Raw genomic sequence first — 16,457 nt, 5'->3', positions numbered from 1 at the left:
GTCGCGGCCGGCCCGGGCCGGGGAGGTGGTTGGGGTACGGGTCATGGCGGGACTCCTGGTGAGAGCGTCGGGAGAGGACGGGGACGGGCTCAGGCGGGTGCGTCCGTCGGGGCGGGGAGCGCCGGGTCGCTCGCCGCGGGGTCGCCGGGGGCGGCCGGGCCCCGGCGGACGGCCTTGCTGAGCGTCACCGCGGCGGCCAGCAGCACCATCCAGACGGCGAGCGCGGTCAGGGCCGTCCCGGTGCCGTACCACTGGAGCAGCAGGCCGCCGGCGAGCGAGCCGAGCGGCAGCGCTCCGCCGGACAGCACCGAGCTGGCGCCGGACACCCGGCCCTGGAGGTGGTCCGGGGTGGTGGAGAGCTGCTGGGTGGCGACGGCGACGTTCCAGATCGGGCCGACGAACCACATCAGCGCGTAGAGCGCGCCGGTGAGCCAGAGGTCGTCGGCGAGGACCAGGCCCACCGCCAGCGCGGCCCAGGCCCAGTTGGCGCCGATCACCACGGCCGGCAGCGGCAGGCGCCGCCGGCACCAGGCGGCGGCGGTGGAGCCGAGCACGCCGCCCGCCCCCGCGACCCCCAGCAGGACGCCGATGCCGGTGGGGGAGGCGCCGCGCTCGTCGGCGAGCACCACGACGACCAGGAACAGCGCCCGGAACAGCAGGTTGCTGCCGGCGACGGCCAGGGCGGCGGTGCGCAGGAACGGCTGGCGCCACAGCCAGGCGAACCCGGCGGCCAGCTCGGCGAGCGGCTTGGCGGGCGGCCCGGCGTCGGCGTCCGCGCCGGTGTCGGCGGCGGCGGTCTCCTCCGCCGTGCCGGGCGCCGACTGGAAGTCCTTGCGGATCAGCAGCAGCGTCACCACCGACACCACGTAGCTGACCGCGTCCAGCAGGAACGGCAGGGCCCGGGCCACCCCGAAGAGCGCGCCGCCCAGCGGGGTGCCCAAGGTGATCGCGGCCCGTTCCCGGGCCTCGTTGCGCGACAGCGCCTCGGTCAGCCGCCGCTTCGACACCAGGTGCGGGACGGCGACGTGCGAGGCCAGCTCGTGGCAGACCGTCAGGGTGCCCTCGACGAAGCCGACCAGCAGGATCTGGGCCAGGGTCAGCCGGTCGAGGGCCAGCGCGAGCACGATGCTCAGCGCGCCGGCTCCCCGGACGACGTCGCACCAGATCATCAGGCGCCTGCGGTCCACCCGGTCCACCAGCGCCCCGGCCGGCACCGGGAAGAGCAGCAGCGGCAGCAGCGCGGTGAACCCGGCGAGCCCCGCGTCGGCGGCCGAGCCGGTGACGGCCAGCACCAGCAGCGGGTAGGCGACGGTGGCAGCCGTCGACCCCAGCATGGACAGCGCCGAGCCGGTCCACAGCAGGACGAAGTCCCGGTTGCGGTGCAGCGGCAGGTCCTCGGCGTCGGGCCGCCCGGCCGCGACGGCGGTCACCGGGCACCGCCCCGGCGGGCCCGGCGGGAGCCCAGCAGCGGCAGCGCGGCGGCCGCGCCCGCCTCCGGGTAGTCGGGCAGCGCGGCGGCCAGCGCGGCCACCGTGGCGCGGTCGAAGACCGCCCGCACCGGGACGTCCCGGCCGGTCGCCTCGCGCAGCCGCAGGGCGATCCGGGTGGCCAGCACGGAGTGCCCGCCGAGGGTGAAGAAATTGTCGTGCGCGCCGATCCGCGGGTGGCCGAGGATCTCGCGCCAGGCGGCCGCGACGGTCCGTTCGTCCGGGGTCCTGGGTTCGACGAACTCCTGGACGTCCACGCCGGGTTCGACCGTCGGCAGGCGGCGGCGGTCGACCTTGCCGGAGGGGGTCAGGGGCAGCGCGTCGAGGACGGAGAAGGCGGCCGGGACCATGTAGTCGGGCAGGGTCGCCAGCAGCCGGTCGCGCAGTTCGCCGTGGCCGGGCACCCTGGCGCCGGGCACCGGTTCCAGGTGGGCGACCAGGTCGACCTCGCCGGTCGGCAGGGTCACCGGCTGGACCACGGCGGCCCGCACCTCCGGGCAGGAGAGCAGCGCGGTCTCGATCTCGCCGGGCTCGATCCGGTGGCCGCGGATCTTCACCTGGTGGTCGGCCCGGCCGAGCAGCTCCACGCCGCCGTCCGGGCGCCGGCGGCCGAGGTCGCCGGTGCGGTACATCCGGGCGCCGGGCACCCCGGCGTAGGGGTCGGGCAGGAAGGCGCCCGCGGTGGTGCCGGGCCGGCCGAGGTAGCCCCGGGCGGGGCCCGAGCCGCCCAGGTGGATCTCGCCGACCACGCCGTCCGGGGCCGGCTCCAGCCGCCCGTCCAGGACGTACAGCCGGGTGTTGGCCAGGACGGACCACGGGGCTCCGCCGGGGTCGGCGCCCGGCCGGGTGACGGTGGCCCAGACGGTGGTCTCGGTGGGGCCGTACAGGTCCCAGACCCGGGCGCCGCCGGCGGTGAGCCGCTCGACCAGGTCGGCGGTGAGCCGCTCGCCGCCGCTGAGCACCAGCAGCCCGGCGGGGGCGCTCCAGCCGGCGTCCAGCAGCATCCGCAGGGTGACCGGGGTGGCCTGGACGACGGCCGGGCCGGCGCGGTCCAGCAGCTTGGCCATCCGCAGCGGGTCCCTGGCCTCCTCGGTGTCGGCGAGGACCACCCGCCCGCCCGCGAGTAGCGGGAGGTACAGCTCCAGGACGGACGGGTCGAAGGAGACGGTGGTCAGTGCGGCGACCGCGTCGTCCGGCCGCAGCGGGACCTGTTCGGCCACGGCGGTCAGGAAGCCGGCCAGTCCGCCGTGGGTGATCATGACGCCCTTGGGGCGGCCGGTGGAGCCGGAGGTGTGGATGACGTAGGCCAGCGCGGCCGGGTCGAGGTCCACGGCGGGCGCGGTGTCCGGGTGCGCGGCGATCTCCGCCCGGTGGGCGTCGGTCAGCACCAGTCGGCGCCCCCCGGCGGGCCCGTCGGCGGCGAGCCGGGCGGCCAGCGCGCGGTCGGTGACGACCAGCGGGCTGGCGCAGTCGTCGAACAGGAAGCGGATCCGGTCCTCGGGCAGGTTCGGGTCGACCGGCAGGTAGGCCGCGCCGGAGCCGAGCACGCCCAGCATCGCCGTCAGCAGCTCGGGGCCGCGCTCCAGGAGCAGCCCGACCACGGTGCCCGGGCCGGCGCCCAGCGACCGCAGGTGGTGGGCCAGCCGGTTGGCGCGCGAGCGCAGCCCGGCGTAGTCGATCCGCTCCTCGCCGCAGACCAGCGCCACCGCGTCGGGCGTGCGCTCGGCCTGCCGGTGGAACAGCTCCGGCACGGTCGGGCCGCCCTGGTCGGCGGCGGGCGGCGGACCGGCGGGCAGCAGGGCCCGGCGGTCGGCCGGGGGCAGCGTGACGGCGCGCGGGTCGGCCTGCGGGTCGGCCACCAGGCCGGCCAGCACGTGCCGGTAGGCCCGGGCCAGCAGGGCGAGCTCCTCGGCGCCGATCCGGTCCGCGGCGGCCTCCAGCTGGAGGGTGCCGGGCACGGTGGAGACCGACAGGCCGAACTCGTTCGGCGTCACGTCCTCGACCTCGTCGGCGTCGATGCCCTCGCCGGCCAGCACGTGCATGTCGGTGTAGTTGAAGAACACGTCGACCAGCGGCGTGTCCTGGCCCCAGGCGCGCTGCATGGCGGGCAGCGGGTGGTGCCGGTGCGGCCAGAGCGCGGTCTCCTCGGCGAAGACGGCCCGGGCCAGCGCGGGCCAGTCGGCCGCGTCGAGCACCACCGGGAACGGCACGGTGTTGAGGAACATGCCGCGCACCTGGTCGCCGTCGGACGTCTCCGGGCGGGCGTTGCAGACCAGCCCGGAGGTGAACGCGGCCGGGCCGTCGGTGCCGCCGCCGAACAGGCCGAGCACGGTCAGGTGGGCGGCGAACAGCACGCTCTTCAGCGGCACCCCGGCCCCGGTGGCCACCGCGCGCAGGCCCGGCAGCAGGTCGGCGAAGCCCACCCGGGCGACCCGGTGGACGGCCTCGTCGCCGCCGTCCGCGCGGTGCCGCTCCGGGGCGGACCAGCCCTCGGGGACCCGCCACGGCCCGTACCGCGCCACCCGCTCGCGCCAGAACTCCCGGTCCTCGGCGGACTCTAGGGAGCGGCGCTCCAGCGCGATGGTGTCGGCGAACCGGGTGGTCGGCGGGGGAGGCGGGGCCGGGTCCCGGCCGTCGCGCAACGCCCGGTAGTAGCCCAGCAGTTCGGGGACCAGGGAGTTCTGGCTCCAGCCGTCCAGGATGGTGTGGGCGTAGACGACGGTCAGCCGCCACCGCCGGTCGTCGATCCGGTGCGCGACCAGCCGCAGCAGCGGGGCCGCGGCGAGGTCGAAGGGCGTGGACTGCTCGCGCGCCGTGGCGGCGGCGAGTTCGGCCCGCAGCCGCTCGGCGGAGAGCCCGCGCAGGTCGTGGACCTCCAGCGGGACGTGCGCCACGGCGTGCACCAACTGGAGCGGCTCGCCGTGGCCGGACAGGTCGACCGAGGTCCGCAGGATCTCGTGCCGCTCCGCCAGCAGCGCCGCGGCGGCGCGCAGCGCGTCGGGCGCGAAGCCGTCGTCCTCCTCGCGCACCGGGTAGCTCAGCACGTTGACGTACATGCCCCGGTCCGCGCCGGCCAGCATCTCGTACGCCATCCCGGCCTGCACCTGGGACAGCGGGTAGGCGTCGGTCAGGCCGCCCGGCAGCCGTTCGCGGTCGCCCGGGGCGAGCAGGGCGAAGGGCGCGGTGGGCTCGGCCCGCCGGCCGGCCGCCCGTGGGGCCAGCGCCTCGGCGAGCAGGCCCAGGGTCCGGTACCGGAAGAGGTCCTGCACGGACACGTCGAGCCCCTGCTCGCGCAGCCGGCCGACGGCGCGGATGGCGAGGATGGAGTCGCCGCCGAGGTCGAAGAAGGTGTCGTGCACGCCGATCCGGGAGACGTCCAGGGCCGCCGCCCACGCCCGGGCGACGAGGTGCTCGACCGGGGTGCGCGGGGGGACGTGCTCGGCGGCGGCCTGCGGCACCGGGTCGGGCAGGGCCGCGCGGTCCAGCTTGCCGTTCGGCGTGATCGGCAGCCGGGGCAGGGTGGTCCACGCGGTGGGGACCATGTGCTCGGGCAGCGACAGCCGCAGGTGGGCCTGGAGTTCGGCGGCGGCCGGCGCGGCGGCCGGGTCGGCCGGGACGACGTGCGCGGTCAGCCGCTCGCCCCCGGGCGTGCCGTGCAGCGCCGCCACGGCGTCGGCGACCAGCGGGTGGGTGCGCAGCGCGGCCTCGATCTCGCCGAGCTCGATCCGGTGCCCGTGCAGCTTCACCTGGTGGTCACCGCGGCCGTGGTAGGTCAGGGTGCCGTCGGGGTTGCGCCGGGCGAGGTCGCCGGTCAGGTAGAGCCGCCCGCCCGGGTTGGCCGGGTCGGGGTCGGGCACGAAGCGCTCGGCGGTCAGCGCGGGCCGGTTGAGGTAGCCGCGGGCGAGCTGGACGCCCGCCAGGCAGAGCTGCCCGGGGACGTCGACGGGCACCGGGGCGAGGTCGTCGTCCAGCACGTGGACGCGGGTGTTGGAGACGGGCGTGCCGATGGTGACGCGCTCGCCGGGCCGGCACGGGGTGGCGGTGACGTCGATGCTGGCCTCGGTGGGGCCGTACAGGTTGTGCAGCGCGGCGCCGCCGGTCACCGGGTGGCGGTGGCAGGCCGCGGCCAGGTCGTCGGGCAGGGCCTCGCCGCTGCACAGCACCAGCCGCAGCGCGGCGGGCGGGGTGTCGGCGGGCACGGTGGCCAGGAAGGCGCGGAGCATCGCGGGCACGAAGTGCAGGGTGGTGACGCCGTGGTCGGCGATGGCCCGGGCGAGGTAGCCGGGGTCGCGGTGGCCGTCCGGCCGGGCCATCACCAGGGTCGCGCCGGTGATCAGCGGCCAGAACAGCTCCCAGACGGACACGTCGAAGCTGTACGGCGTCTTCTGCAGCACCCGGTCGGCCTCGGTGAGGCCGTAGGCGTCCTGCATCCAGCGCAGCCGGTTGACCACGCCCCGGTGGGTGGTGACCACGCCCTTGGGACGGCCGGTGGAGCCGGAGGTGTAGATGGCGTAGGCCGGGTGCAGCGGGTCGACGGCCGCGGCGGCCACGGGCTCCGCCGGCTCCGCGGCCTCCTCGCCGGCGTCGGCGTCCAGCAGCAGCACGCGGGCCCGGTGCGGGGGCAGCGCGGCCGCGAGGTCGCCGGTGGTCAGCACGACCGGGGCGGCGGAGTCCGCGAGCATGTGGGCCAGCCGGTCCGCCGGGTAGCCCGGGTCCAGCGGCAGGTAGGCGCCGCCGGCCCGGAGCACGGCCAGCAGCGCCACCGGCAGCTCCAGCCCGCGGTTCAGGCAGACGGCCACGGTGCGCTCCGGGCCGACGCCCAGCGCCCGCAGCCGGCGGGCCAGCGCCTCGGCGCGGGACTGCAGCGCGCGGTAGTCGAGCGCGTCCGCCCCGAAGCGCACGGCGACGGCCGCGGGGGTGCGCTCGGCCTGCCGCTCGACCAGGGAGTGCAGCAGTTCGTCCTCGGGGTAGCGCACCGCGGTGTCGTTCCACCGCTCCAGGCGGGCGCGCTCGTCCGGCGAGAACAGGGTGGCGCCGGTGACGGCGGTGCCGGGGTCGGCGGCGACCGCCTCCAGCAGCGCGGTGAAGTGCTCGGCCAGCACGGCCGCCCGCTCGGGGGTGAACAGGGCGGTGGCGTACTCGACCACGCCGGACAGCGAGCCGTCGGGCTGCTCGGTCAGGTGCAGCGTCAGGTCGAACTTGGCGCTGTGCCACGGCGTGGCGTACGGGGTGGCGCTCAGCCCGGCGCCGCCGAAGCCGTGGCCGGTGCTCGCCCCGTTGTAGGCGAACATCACCTGGAACAGCGGGTTGCGGGACAGGTCGCGCTCGGCGCCCAGCTCGTCCACCAGCCGCTCGAACGGGACGTCCTGGTGGGCGAAGGCGCCCAGCGCGCTCTCCCGGACCCGCTCCACGGCCTCCTCGAAGGTCGGCTCCCCGGACAGGTCGGTGCGCAGCACCAGGGTGTTGACGAAGAAGCCGAGCAGCTCGCGGGCCTCCGGGCGGGTGCGACCGGCCAGCGGGGCGCCGACGGTGACGTCCGCGCGGCCGGCGTGCCGGGCCAGCAGCAGCTTGAAGGCGGCCAGCAGCAGCATGAACGGCGTCGCGCCCCGGCCGCGCCCCCAGGCGGTCAGGGCACGGGCGGTGGCGGCCGGCACGGTGAACGGCAGGATCGCGCCCGCCGGGTCGAACACCGGCGGCCGGGGCCGGTCGGTGGGCAGCTCCAGCGCGGTCGAGCCGGCCAGCTTCCGCCGCCAGTAGTCGAGCTGGCCGGCGGTCGCGGTGGCCGAGTGCGCCTCGCGCTGCCAGCCGGCCCAGTCCGCGTACTGCACCGCGGGCGGCGTCAGCGGGCTGGGCCGCCCCTCGGCGAACGCCGGGTACAGGGCACCGAGCTCGGCGGCGAGGACGCCGACCGAATGGCCGTCGAAGGCGATGTGGTGGAAGGCCAGGACGAGGACGTGGTGCTCCTCGGCGAGCCGGACCAGCCGGGCCCGCAGCGGGGTGCCGGCCGTGAGGTCGAAGGGCGCGCGGGCCAGTCGCTCGACGAGCCCGTCGAGCCGGTCCCGGGCGTCGGCGGCGGGCAGCACGGCCAGGTCGACCAGCTCGAACTCCGGTGCGGCCACGTCCAGCGGCAGCTGCCGCGGCTCGCCGTCGACCTCCAGGTAGCGGGTGCGCAGCACCTCGTGGCGGGCCGACACCTCGGCCAGCGCGCGGCGCAGCGCCGTCACGTCCAGCGGGCCGCGCAGCTCCCAGCCGACCGGCAGCACGTACTCGGCGGTGCCGGGGCGCAGCTGCTCCAGCAGCCACAGCCGTTGCTGGGCGAAGGAGAGCGGCAGCGGGCCGCCGCGGGCCAGCCGGGCGACGGCGCCCTCGGCGCCGCCGCCGGGAGGGGCGGGCCGGGCCGCGCCGCGCAGCAGGCCGTCCAGCAGCGCCCGGCGCCGCTCGGCCTGGTCGGCCTGGTCGGACGGGGAGGGACCGGTCAGTGGAGTGTTCATCGGGGACCTCCGTGGATACCCCCGGCCCGAGCCGGGGGTGGGGGTACCTCCCGCTTGCGGGGGAGAAACGGACTGTTTGCGGAGCGGGTTCGGAGGCGGCGTTCCGCCGTTATGGCGGACCGCCGTGCAGGTGGCCGCAGGTGGTTGTCAGCGCCTGCCGGTAGGTTGGTCCCGTGTATCTCAGGTACTCCTATCGCCTGTATCCGACGGCAGGTCAGAGGCAGTTGCTGGCCCGTGCGTTCGGGTGCCTGCGGGTGGTCTACAACGATGCGCTCGCCCTGCGGAAGGCGGCGTGGAAGGCGGACCGGTCGAAGATCCCGACCGGTGCTCTGGCCAAAGCCGTGATCACCGATGCGAAGAAGACCGTTGCCAGGTCGTGGCTCGGGTCGGTCTCGGTGGACGCTTTGCAATCGTCCCTTCGCGACCTGGACACCGCCGGCTCCTCGCGGAGAAGGCCACCCGGTACGGACGGCACCTCGGTGTGATCGGCCGGTACGAACCCACGTCGCAGGTGTGCTCCACGTGCGGCGTGCTGGACGGGCCCAAGCCGCTGGACGTCCGCCGGGTGGACGACGTGCGGCGCGTGCGGCACCTCTCACGATCGTGACCTCGATGCTGCTCGGAACATCCTGGCCGCCGGACGGGCGGACAGGCTAAACGCCTGCGGAGGGCCGGTGAGACCCGGCGTGGCGATCCCACGCCAGGCACGGCCCGTTGAAACAGGAACCCACCCCGTGCTTCAGCGCGCGGAGGATGTCAACCCTCGATCACCTGAGACAACATCGACTCCACTTCTGCATCGGAAAGTTGCTCGACCCGCTCGGTGATCGCCTCGCGCAGCCGTTCGGCGAGCTGGGCCGGGGTGCGGGCGTCGAACACCGCGCTCACCGGCAGCTCGACCGGGAAGCGCTCGCCCAGCAGGGCGACCACCTCGGTCGCCAGCAGCGAGTGGCCGCCCAGCTCGAAGAAGTCGTCGTGAACGCCGATCGCGGCCACCGAGAGCAGCTCGGACCAGACCTCGACGACGGCCCGCTCGACCGGCGTGCGCGCGACGGTCACCGGCGCCCGGTCCGAGTCGTCGCCGGGGGCCGGCAGCGCGGCCCGGTCCACCTTGCCGTTGGGGTTCAGCGGCAGTTCGGGCAGCCGCACCCATGCGGTCGGCACCAGGTACTCGGGCAGCAGCCCGCCCAGGTACTCCCGCAGCGGCCGGCCCGGCCGGTCGAGGGTGTCCGACACCACGTAGCCGACCAGTTGCTTGTCCCCGGCCGGGGTCGGCCGGACCGCGGCCACCGCCGCCCGGACCTCCGGGTGGTTGCTCAGCGCGGCCTCGACCTCGCCGAGTTCGATCCGATGGCCGTTGATCTTGACCTGCTGGTCGCGCCGGCCGTGGAAGAGCAGCTGCCCGTCGGGGCCCTCGGTGACGAGGTCCCCGGTGCGGTAGAGCCGGGCGCCGGGCACCGTGCCGTACGGGTCCGGGACGAACCGCTCGGCGGTGAGCGCCGGGCGGCCGTGGTAGCCCCGGGCCACCCCCGGCCCGCCGACCAGCAGTTCGCCGGGCTCGCCGGCCGGCAGCAGGGAGACGCCGTCCTCCGCCACCACGTACAGGCTGGTCCGGGTGATGGCCCGGCCGATCGGGACGGAGCCCCGGGTCTCGGCCAGGGTGACCCCGCGCCGCGCGGCGCAGAAGGTCGTGCACTCGGTCGGCCCGTAGCCGTTGACCACCTCCACGCCCTGCTCCACCAGCATCCGCACCTCGGCCGGCGGCGCCACGTCACCGGCCACCAGGACCTGGCGCACCGTCGCCAGCGCGCCGGGCCGGGTGCGCACCACGTGCTGGAACAGCCCGGTGCTCAGCAGCGCCACGCTGACGGCGTGCCGGCGCACCGCCTCCTCGATCGAGGCGGCGGTCGGCACGCCCTGCGGCAGCACGGCCAGCCGGGCGCCGTTGCACAGCGCGCCCCAGATTTCGAAGGTGGACAGGTCGAAGGACAGCGGGGCGAGCATCAGCACCACCTGCCCCGGGTCGAGGTCCGCGTAGTCGGCCTCGTGCACCAGCCGCAGCACGTTGCGGTGGGTGACCCCGACCCCCTTCGGACGGCCGGTGGAGCCCGAGGTGTACATCACGTAGGCCAGGTCGTCCGGTACGGCCCCCGAGGCGGGGGCCGTGGTCGGCAGGCCGGCCGCCGCCGACCAGTCCGGCTCGATCGCCACCCGGTCCAGGCCGGTGGCCGCGAACCGGTCGGCGAGCCCCGGCTCGACCAGCAGGATCCGGGCGCCGGAGTCGGCCACCATGAAGGCGAGCCGCTCGGGCGGGTACTCCGGGTCCAGCGGCAGGTAGTGCCCGCCCGCCTTGAGCACGGCCAGCAGGGCGGTCACCACCTCCGGGCTGCGCTGGGCGCACACCGCGACCGGGGCATCGGGCCCGACCCCGCGGGCGCGCAGCAGATGGGCCAACTGGTTGGCCCGGGAGTCCAGTTCGGCGTAGGTCAGCCGCCGTCCGCCGAACTCCAGGGCCGTCACGTCCGGCGTGCCCGACGCCCGTCCCGCGAACCACTCGTGCACGCACCGGTCGGGCAGGGGTGCGTCGGCGCGGCCAACCACGGTGCTCATGCCGTCCGGGTCTCCTGCTCCATCCGCCGACGCAGGCTCAGCGGGCGCATGTCCGTCCAGACCGTGTCGATGTGGTCCAGGCAGTCCTGCTTGGGGCCCTCCTTGCCCTCCCGCTGCCAGCCCAACGGGAGCTCCCGGTCGGCCAGCCAGATCGAGTACTGCTCCTCGTCGTTGCGGACCACCCAGTACGTGCGCGGGTCGGTACTCTCGTCAGCCATTCCGCTCTCCTCTCGCAGGGGCGGGCGCCCGCTCGGCCGGGGCGCCGCGACAGGAAGACTCGCCCGGGACGGGCCGGACGCCATAGGGAAGAAGCGGCCGACAATCCGGCAGCCCCGCTGCCCGCAGGACTGCTGGTCCTTCTCTTCTGCGCGCCCGCGCCGCGCCGGAATGCTGGCCGGACCCCGCCGCGTCGGAAAGGACACACATGACCGTCGAACGGACCGCGCCGGCCACCCCGGGAGAGCCGCCGGCCCCCGGCGACCACGCCCTCTTCGAGACCATGGAGGCCGACGTCCGGCTCTACTGCCGGAAGTTCCCGGTGGTCTTCGAGCGGGCCAAGGGCGCGGAACTGCACGCCGAGGACGGCCGGGTCTTCCTCGACTTCTTCTGCGGCGCCGGCGCCCTCAACTACGGCCACAACCCCGACCCGATCAAGCGGAAGCTGGCCGCCTACCTCGCCGCCGACGGCGTCAGCCACGGCCTGGACATGTACACCGTCGCCAAGCGGGACTTCCTGGCCCGGATGGACGAGGTGCTGCTGCGCCCCCGCGGCCTCGACCACAAGGTCCAGTTCACCGGCCCGACCGGCACCGACGCGGTGGAGGCCGCCCTCAAACTGGCCCGCAAGGCCACCGGGCGGCGCGGCCTGGTCGCCTTCACCGGCGGCTTCCACGGCATGTCGCAGGGCTCGCTGGCGGTCACCGGCAGCCGGCGGGCCCGCCGGGCCGGCGGCGCGATCGCCCAGGACGTCACCTTCGTCCCCTACGAGGACGGCCCGCACGGCGCGTTCGACTCGATCGGGTACCTGGAGCGGCTGCTCACCGACCCGTCCTCCGGCACCGACCTGCCGGCCGCCGTGATCGTCGAGCCGCTCCAGATGGAGGGCGGCGTCTACCCGGCCTCCGCGGACTGGCTCCGCCGACTGCGCGACCTGACGGACCGCCACGGCATCCTGCTGATCGCCGACGAGATCCAGTCCGGCTGCGGCCGCACCGGCACCTTCTTCGCCTTCGAGCAGTCCGGCATCGTCCCCGACCTGATCACCCTCTCCAAGTCCATCGGCGGGTACGGGCTGCCGCTCTCCCTGGTGCTGCTGCGCCGCGACCTCGACTGCTGGGAGCCCGGCGAGCACACCGGGACCTTCCGCGGCAACCAGCTCGCCTTCGTCGCGGCCACCGCCGCCTGGGACTACTGGGAGCAGCCGGAGTTCCTCGACGCCCTCGCCGACAACGCCGAGCGGCTGCGCGAGTTCGGCGAGACCGTCCTCGCGAAGGTGCCCGGCGTCACGGCACGCGGCCGGGGCATGGTGCTCGGCCTCGACCTCGCCGGGGCGGGCGGCCCCGAGCGGGCCGAACGCGTCCAGCGGTACTGCTTCGACCACGGCCTGGTGGTCGAACTCGCCGGCCGGCACGACGAGGTGGTCAAGCTCCTCCCGCCGCTGGCGATCGACCGGGCCCCGCTGGAACGCGGCCTCGCCGTCGTCCTCGACGCGATCCTGGCCGGGTGAGCGCCGTGACCAGCCGCCGCCACCTGATCTCGATCGACGACCTCTCCGACCAGGAGCTGTACGACCTGGTCCGCCGGGGCGCCGAGTTCGCCGCCGGCCACGCCGAGGACGCCCGCCCGCTGCGCGAGCACGTGGTCGGCATCCTCTTCCGCAAGACCTCCACCCGGACCCGGACGGCCTTCTCCGCCGGGGCGCTGCGGCTCGGCGCGCAGATCATCGGCTACGGTCCCGACGACCTCCAGCAGAACACCGGTGAGAGCGTCGAGGACACCGCCCGGGTGCTGTCCGGGATGCTCGACGTGCTGGTGGCCCGGACGGCGGGCCCCGAGGCCGAGCTGCGGGCGCTGGCCGACCAGCAGACCATGGCGGTCATCAACGCGATGAGCGCCGAGGAGCATCCGACCCAGGCCCTCGCCGACCTCACCACCCTGCACCGGCACTTCGGCCGGATCGACGGGCTCCGGGTGCTCTACGCGGGGGAGGGCAACAACAGCGCCTCCGCGCTCACGCTGGCCCTGTCCCGCTACGCCGGCACCGAGCTGCACCTGCGCACGCCGCCCGGCTACGGCGTCCACCCCCGGTACGTGGAGCGGGCCGCGGCCGGGGCCGGGCGCCGCGGCGGCCTGGTCGAGCAGCGGCACGACATGGCCGGCCTGCCGGAGGTCGACGTCGTCTACACCACCCGCTGGCAGACCACCGGCACCAGCAAGCCCGACCCGGACTGGCGCTCGCTGTTCGACCCCTTCCGGGTGGACGACGCGGTGATGGCCGCCACCTCCGCCCCGGTCTTCCTGCACGACCTGCCGGCCCACCGGGGGGAGGAGGTCACCGCCTCCGTGCTCGACGGACCGCTCAGCCTCGCCTTCGGGCAGGCCGAGAACAAGTACCACAGCGCGCGCGCCGCCCTGGAGTGGTGCACGGCCGGGAACGGCTGAGCGCGGTGTGGCGCGGCGGCGCGATGGCGGCGTCGTGAACGGCCGGCCCGGCGCGCCGCCCGTTCCCGGCCCGTGCGCCGCGCCGCCGTCCCCGGCCGGCCGGGGACGCATCGGTGCCCACGTCCACGGGGCACGGTGCCCACGTCCCTCCGGGTGCTCCGGTGCACCGGTACCCACGGCCCCTCCGGGGGCTCCGGTGCACCGGCGCTCACGGCCGGCGCGGGTCCGGGGCGAGCTCGGCCGCCAGTCGGCAGAGCCCGCCCCGGTCGGCCGCCCCGGTCTTCTGCACCAGGCTCGCCAGGTGCTTCTCCACCGTGCGCGGCGAGATCGACAGCCGCCGGGCGAGGTCCTGGTTGCCGGGCCGGTCCACCAGCAGCGCCAGCACCTCGTACTCGCGCGGGGTGACGCCCCGCTCCCGCAGCGCGGCCGGGATGCGGTCCCGGCCGCTGCGGCGCTGCCCGACGCTCGCCCCCGACTGCCGGAGCAGGGCCCGGCAGGCGCCCGCGACGGACGGCACGTCCAGCTCGTGGAAGTACTCCTCCGCGGTGCGCAGCCAGCTCACCGGATCGCCCCACCCGTCGGCCAGCGCGGCCTCGGCGACCAGCCGCAGGCCCAGCCGGTGGGCGGTCGGGAAGAGGTCGGGGTCCCGCCGCAGCCGCTCGACCTCGGCGGCGGCGTCCGCCCCCCGGCCCCGCCGGCCGAGCAGGACCGCTCGGGCCAGTGCCAGGAACGGGCGGTTCCAGGCCAGTTCCGCGCCCGGGGAGCCGGCGACCGCCTCGTACGCGGCCCAGTCCGCCCGGCCGGCCAGTACGGCGAGCAGCGGGGCCAGCCCGTACTGGCCGGACAGGTAGAAGACGCTCGGGTGCTGCGCCTCCCACTCGGCGGTGGCGGTCAGCTCGGCCTCCGCGCCGGCCCGGTCCTCCTCCAGCAGCGCGCAGACCGCGCGGCAGAGCCCGAGCACCACCGGGGTGAGCAGCGAGCCGTCGCCCCCGGCCTGCCGGAACAGCCGCAGTTCGCGCTCCATGTCCCGGCGGCGGCCGCGGTGGGCGGCCAGCGTCGCCGAGGTCAGCCGCAGGTAGCGGTGGGTGGCCAGGTTGCCCATCCGCAGACTGCTGTCCAGCCAGCGGTCCACGATGGCCTCGGCGGTGGCCGGGTCGCCGCACAGGACGGCGTTCATCGCCAGCAGGCTCTCGGTGTGCTGGGTGCGCACCAGCGAGCCCAGTTCCCGGGCGGCCTCCCCGGCCTGCTCCAGCCGGCGGGCGTCGCCGGTGCGCAGGAAGGCGTTGGCGCCCAGCCGGAGCAGGGCCTCGAAACGCCAGTTGGGCAGGCCGTGCGTCTCGGCGACCGCCAGCATCCGCTCCAGGCACTGGTCGGCCGCGTCGAAGCCGCGCTCGCGCGCGAGCAGGGCGAGCAGTTGCAGGGCCTGGCAGGCCAGTACCGGCGGCCCGGTCCGCTCCGCCTCCTCGGCGGTCTCCCGGGCGATCCGCTCGGCGTCGTCCACCCGGTCCCGCCGGCCGGGCAGCAGCGCCAGGTGCCCCTCGACCACCGCCAGCGCGGCGGTCTGCTCGGGCCGGCCCCCGTCGCGCAGCAGCGCCCGGGCCGCCGCGACCTGGGTGACGGTTTCGGGGCCCCGCTCGGCCACCACGGCCGCCCAGGCCAGTCGGGTGCGCAGCGCGACCTCCCGTTCGGGGCTCAACGCCGCCGCGCTGGCCGTCGGCAGGGTGTCGGCCAGGGCGAGCGCGCGGTCCAGCTGGCCGGCCTCGACCAGCGCGTAGCCCAGCGACTCGGCGGCCGCCGTCCGGTCGGCCGGCGCCGCCAGTTCCACCGCCCGCTCCAGCAGCCGCACCGCCGAGGCGGACGCGCCCTCGGCCAGCGCCTGCCGGCCGGCCTCCGCGTAGAGCAGGGCCGCGCCGTGGTGGTCGCCGGCCGCGACGAGCAGCCGGGCCACCAGCCGGCCGTGGTCGGCCGCGTACGGCGGCCCGGCCTTGCGCAGCGCGGCGGCGGCCCGGCGGGCGAGCGCGGCCCGCTCGGCCGGGGCGACGCTCTCCAGCACCGCCTGCGCGGTGATGGCGTGCCGGAAGCCGTACCCCTCCGGCGCACCCGGGTCCGGCACGATGAAGTCCGCCTCGGCCGCGGCGCGCAGCCGGGCGAACAGGCCCGGACCGTCGTCCCCGGTGACGAGTTGCAGGCTGTCGACCGAGAACCGGGGGCCGAGGGTGGCCGCCGAAAGCAGCAGGTCGCGGACCGGCGGGGCCAGCTGGCCCAGTCGCAGGCCGCAGCCGTGCACCACGCTGGCCGGCACGGTCGCGGCCAGGTCGCCGGTCACCCGCCAGCCGTCGCCGTCCCGGCGCAGCGCGCCCGAGCCGACCAGCTCGGCCAGCAACTCCTCCACCAGGTACGGGTTCCCGCCGCTGCGCTCGGCCAGTCGGCCGGTCACCGCGGACGGCACGCCACCCTCCGGCACGCCCAGGCAGCCCGCCGCCAGCGCCCCGACGTCGGCGGTGGTCAGCGGCGGCAGCGCGGCGACGGACGCCACCCGGCGCCGCTCCGCGCCGCGCACCAGGTCCAACGCGTTGCCCGGCTCCGGCCGCAGCGTGGCGACCAGCAGCGCCGGCACCCGGTCGAGGTGGTCCACCAGGTACTCCACCGCGGCGAGCGTCTCCGCGTCCGCGTCGTGCAGGTCCTCCAGCGCCAGCACGCAGCCGGACCGGCGGCCGATCACGCCCAGCAGCCGCAGCAGCGCCTCGGCGAGCTCCACCACGCTCTCGGCGTACCCCGACCCTGCCACCGACCGCCACTCCGGCACCAGCCGGCCCAGGGCGGGCCGGTACGGCAGCAGTTCGGCGTCCTGCGGGGGGCCCTCGGCGTGGAAGCACGAGTACAGCGCCTCCGCCAGCGGGCGGAAGGGCGTGTCCGCCCCGGTCGCGCTGCTGCGCCCGCGCAGTGTCGGCAGTCCGGCGGCCACGGCCCGCCCGGCGCAGTCGTCGACCAGCCGGGACTTGCCGATGCCGGCCTCGCCGACCAGGAACACCGCGCGCCCGCCGTCGCTCTGAAGGCGTGTCAGGGTTCGTCGCAGCAGTGACGTTTCGGCCGTGCGGCCGACGGTCACCGGTGATGAGGTCCGCATGGCCGCAGGCTATTGGTCACCGGACGGCTCCGGTAGAGCGGAATCGGGCATTCACCGCCCGCCCGACCGGCATGTTCATGC

At 76.3% G+C, this 16,457-nt stretch carries 8 protein-coding genes; 3 read left to right on the top strand and 5 right to left on the bottom strand.

What is annotated here, in order from left to right:
* Positions 1-89: 89 nt before the first annotated feature.
* Both ACIQI7_RS13380 and ACIQI7_RS13375 read right to left on the bottom strand, forming a co-directional pair.
* Complete coding sequence (locus ACIQI7_RS13380) at positions 90-1,430, bottom strand: MFS transporter (protein WP_401108524.1); 1,341 nt, start codon at positions 1,428-1,430, stop codon at positions 90-92.
* Positions 1,427-7,978 (bottom strand): amino acid adenylation domain-containing protein, encoded by a 6,552-nt coding sequence (locus tag ACIQI7_RS13375; protein WP_401108521.1) that lies wholly within the window; start codon positions 7,976-7,978, stop codon positions 1,427-1,429. The genes ACIQI7_RS13380 and ACIQI7_RS13375 overlap by 4 nt, the downstream gene beginning before the upstream one ends.
* A 173-nt stretch (positions 7,979-8,151) precedes the next feature.
* On the opposite strand from ACIQI7_RS13375, the gene ACIQI7_RS13370 reads away from it, so the two are divergent.
* Positions 8,152-8,463, top strand: a complete 312-nt coding sequence (locus tag ACIQI7_RS13370; RefSeq protein WP_401108518.1) for a helix-turn-helix domain-containing protein — start codon at positions 8,152-8,154, stop codon at positions 8,461-8,463.
* Between the two features lie 271 nt (positions 8,464-8,734).
* Here the strand turns inward: ACIQI7_RS13370 and ACIQI7_RS13365 are convergent, their stop codons facing one another.
* Complete coding sequence (locus ACIQI7_RS13365) at positions 8,735-10,588, bottom strand: amino acid adenylation domain-containing protein (RefSeq protein ID WP_401108515.1); 1,854 nt, start codon at positions 10,586-10,588, stop codon at positions 8,735-8,737.
* Positions 10,585-10,806, bottom strand: a complete 222-nt coding sequence (locus ACIQI7_RS13360; RefSeq protein WP_387747593.1) for an MbtH family protein — start codon at positions 10,804-10,806, stop codon at positions 10,585-10,587. The genes ACIQI7_RS13365 and ACIQI7_RS13360 overlap by 4 nt, the downstream gene beginning before the upstream one ends.
* 206 nt (positions 10,807-11,012) lie before the next feature.
* Between ACIQI7_RS13360 and ectB the strand changes: the two genes are divergently transcribed.
* Positions 11,013-12,314: a diaminobutyrate--2-oxoglutarate transaminase gene (gene ectB / locus ACIQI7_RS13355; RefSeq protein ID WP_401108512.1), complete on the top strand. Its 1,302-nt coding sequence runs from the start codon at positions 11,013-11,015 to the stop codon at positions 12,312-12,314.
* Complete coding sequence (locus ACIQI7_RS13350) at positions 12,311-13,249, top strand: ornithine carbamoyltransferase (RefSeq protein ID WP_401108510.1); 939 nt, start codon at positions 12,311-12,313, stop codon at positions 13,247-13,249. Before ectB ends, ACIQI7_RS13350 begins: the two co-directional genes overlap by 4 nt.
* Positions 13,250-13,457: 208 nt before the next feature.
* On the opposite strand, the gene ACIQI7_RS13345 is transcribed toward ACIQI7_RS13350, so the two are convergent.
* The gene (locus tag ACIQI7_RS13345; RefSeq protein ID WP_401108508.1) at positions 13,458-16,376 is read right to left on the bottom strand and encodes an AAA family ATPase; all 2,919 of its coding nucleotides are present in this window, start codon (positions 16,374-16,376) and stop codon (positions 13,458-13,460) included.
* Positions 16,377-16,457 lie beyond the last annotated feature (81 nt).

This window comes from Kitasatospora sp. NPDC092039, from assembly GCF_044756065.1.
GTDB lineage: Bacteria > Actinomycetota > Actinomycetes > Streptomycetales > Streptomycetaceae > Kitasatospora.
The sequence above is the reverse complement of the archived record's forward strand: the minus strand, read 5'-3'. Positions and strand labels throughout refer to the sequence as shown.

Excerpts from the sequence above, each read along its gene's own strand:
- ACIQI7_RS13345 (WP_401108508.1), bottom strand. The coding sequence starts at position 16,376 with ATGCGGACCTCATCACCGGTGACCGTCGGCCGCACGGCCGAAACGTCA.
- ACIQI7_RS13375 (WP_401108521.1), bottom strand. The coding sequence starts at position 7,978 with ATGAACACTCCACTGACCGGTCCCTCCCCGTCCGACCAGGCCGACCAG.
- ACIQI7_RS13360 (WP_387747593.1), bottom strand. The coding sequence starts at position 10,806 with ATGGCTGACGAGAGTACCGACCCGCGCACGTACTGGGTGGTCCGCAAC.
- ectB (WP_401108512.1), top strand. The coding sequence starts at position 11,013 with ATGACCGTCGAACGGACCGCGCCGGCCACCCCGGGAGAGCCGCCGGCC.
- ACIQI7_RS13365 (WP_401108515.1), bottom strand. The coding sequence starts at position 10,588 with ATGAGCACCGTGGTTGGCCGCGCCGACGCACCCCTGCCCGACCGGTGC.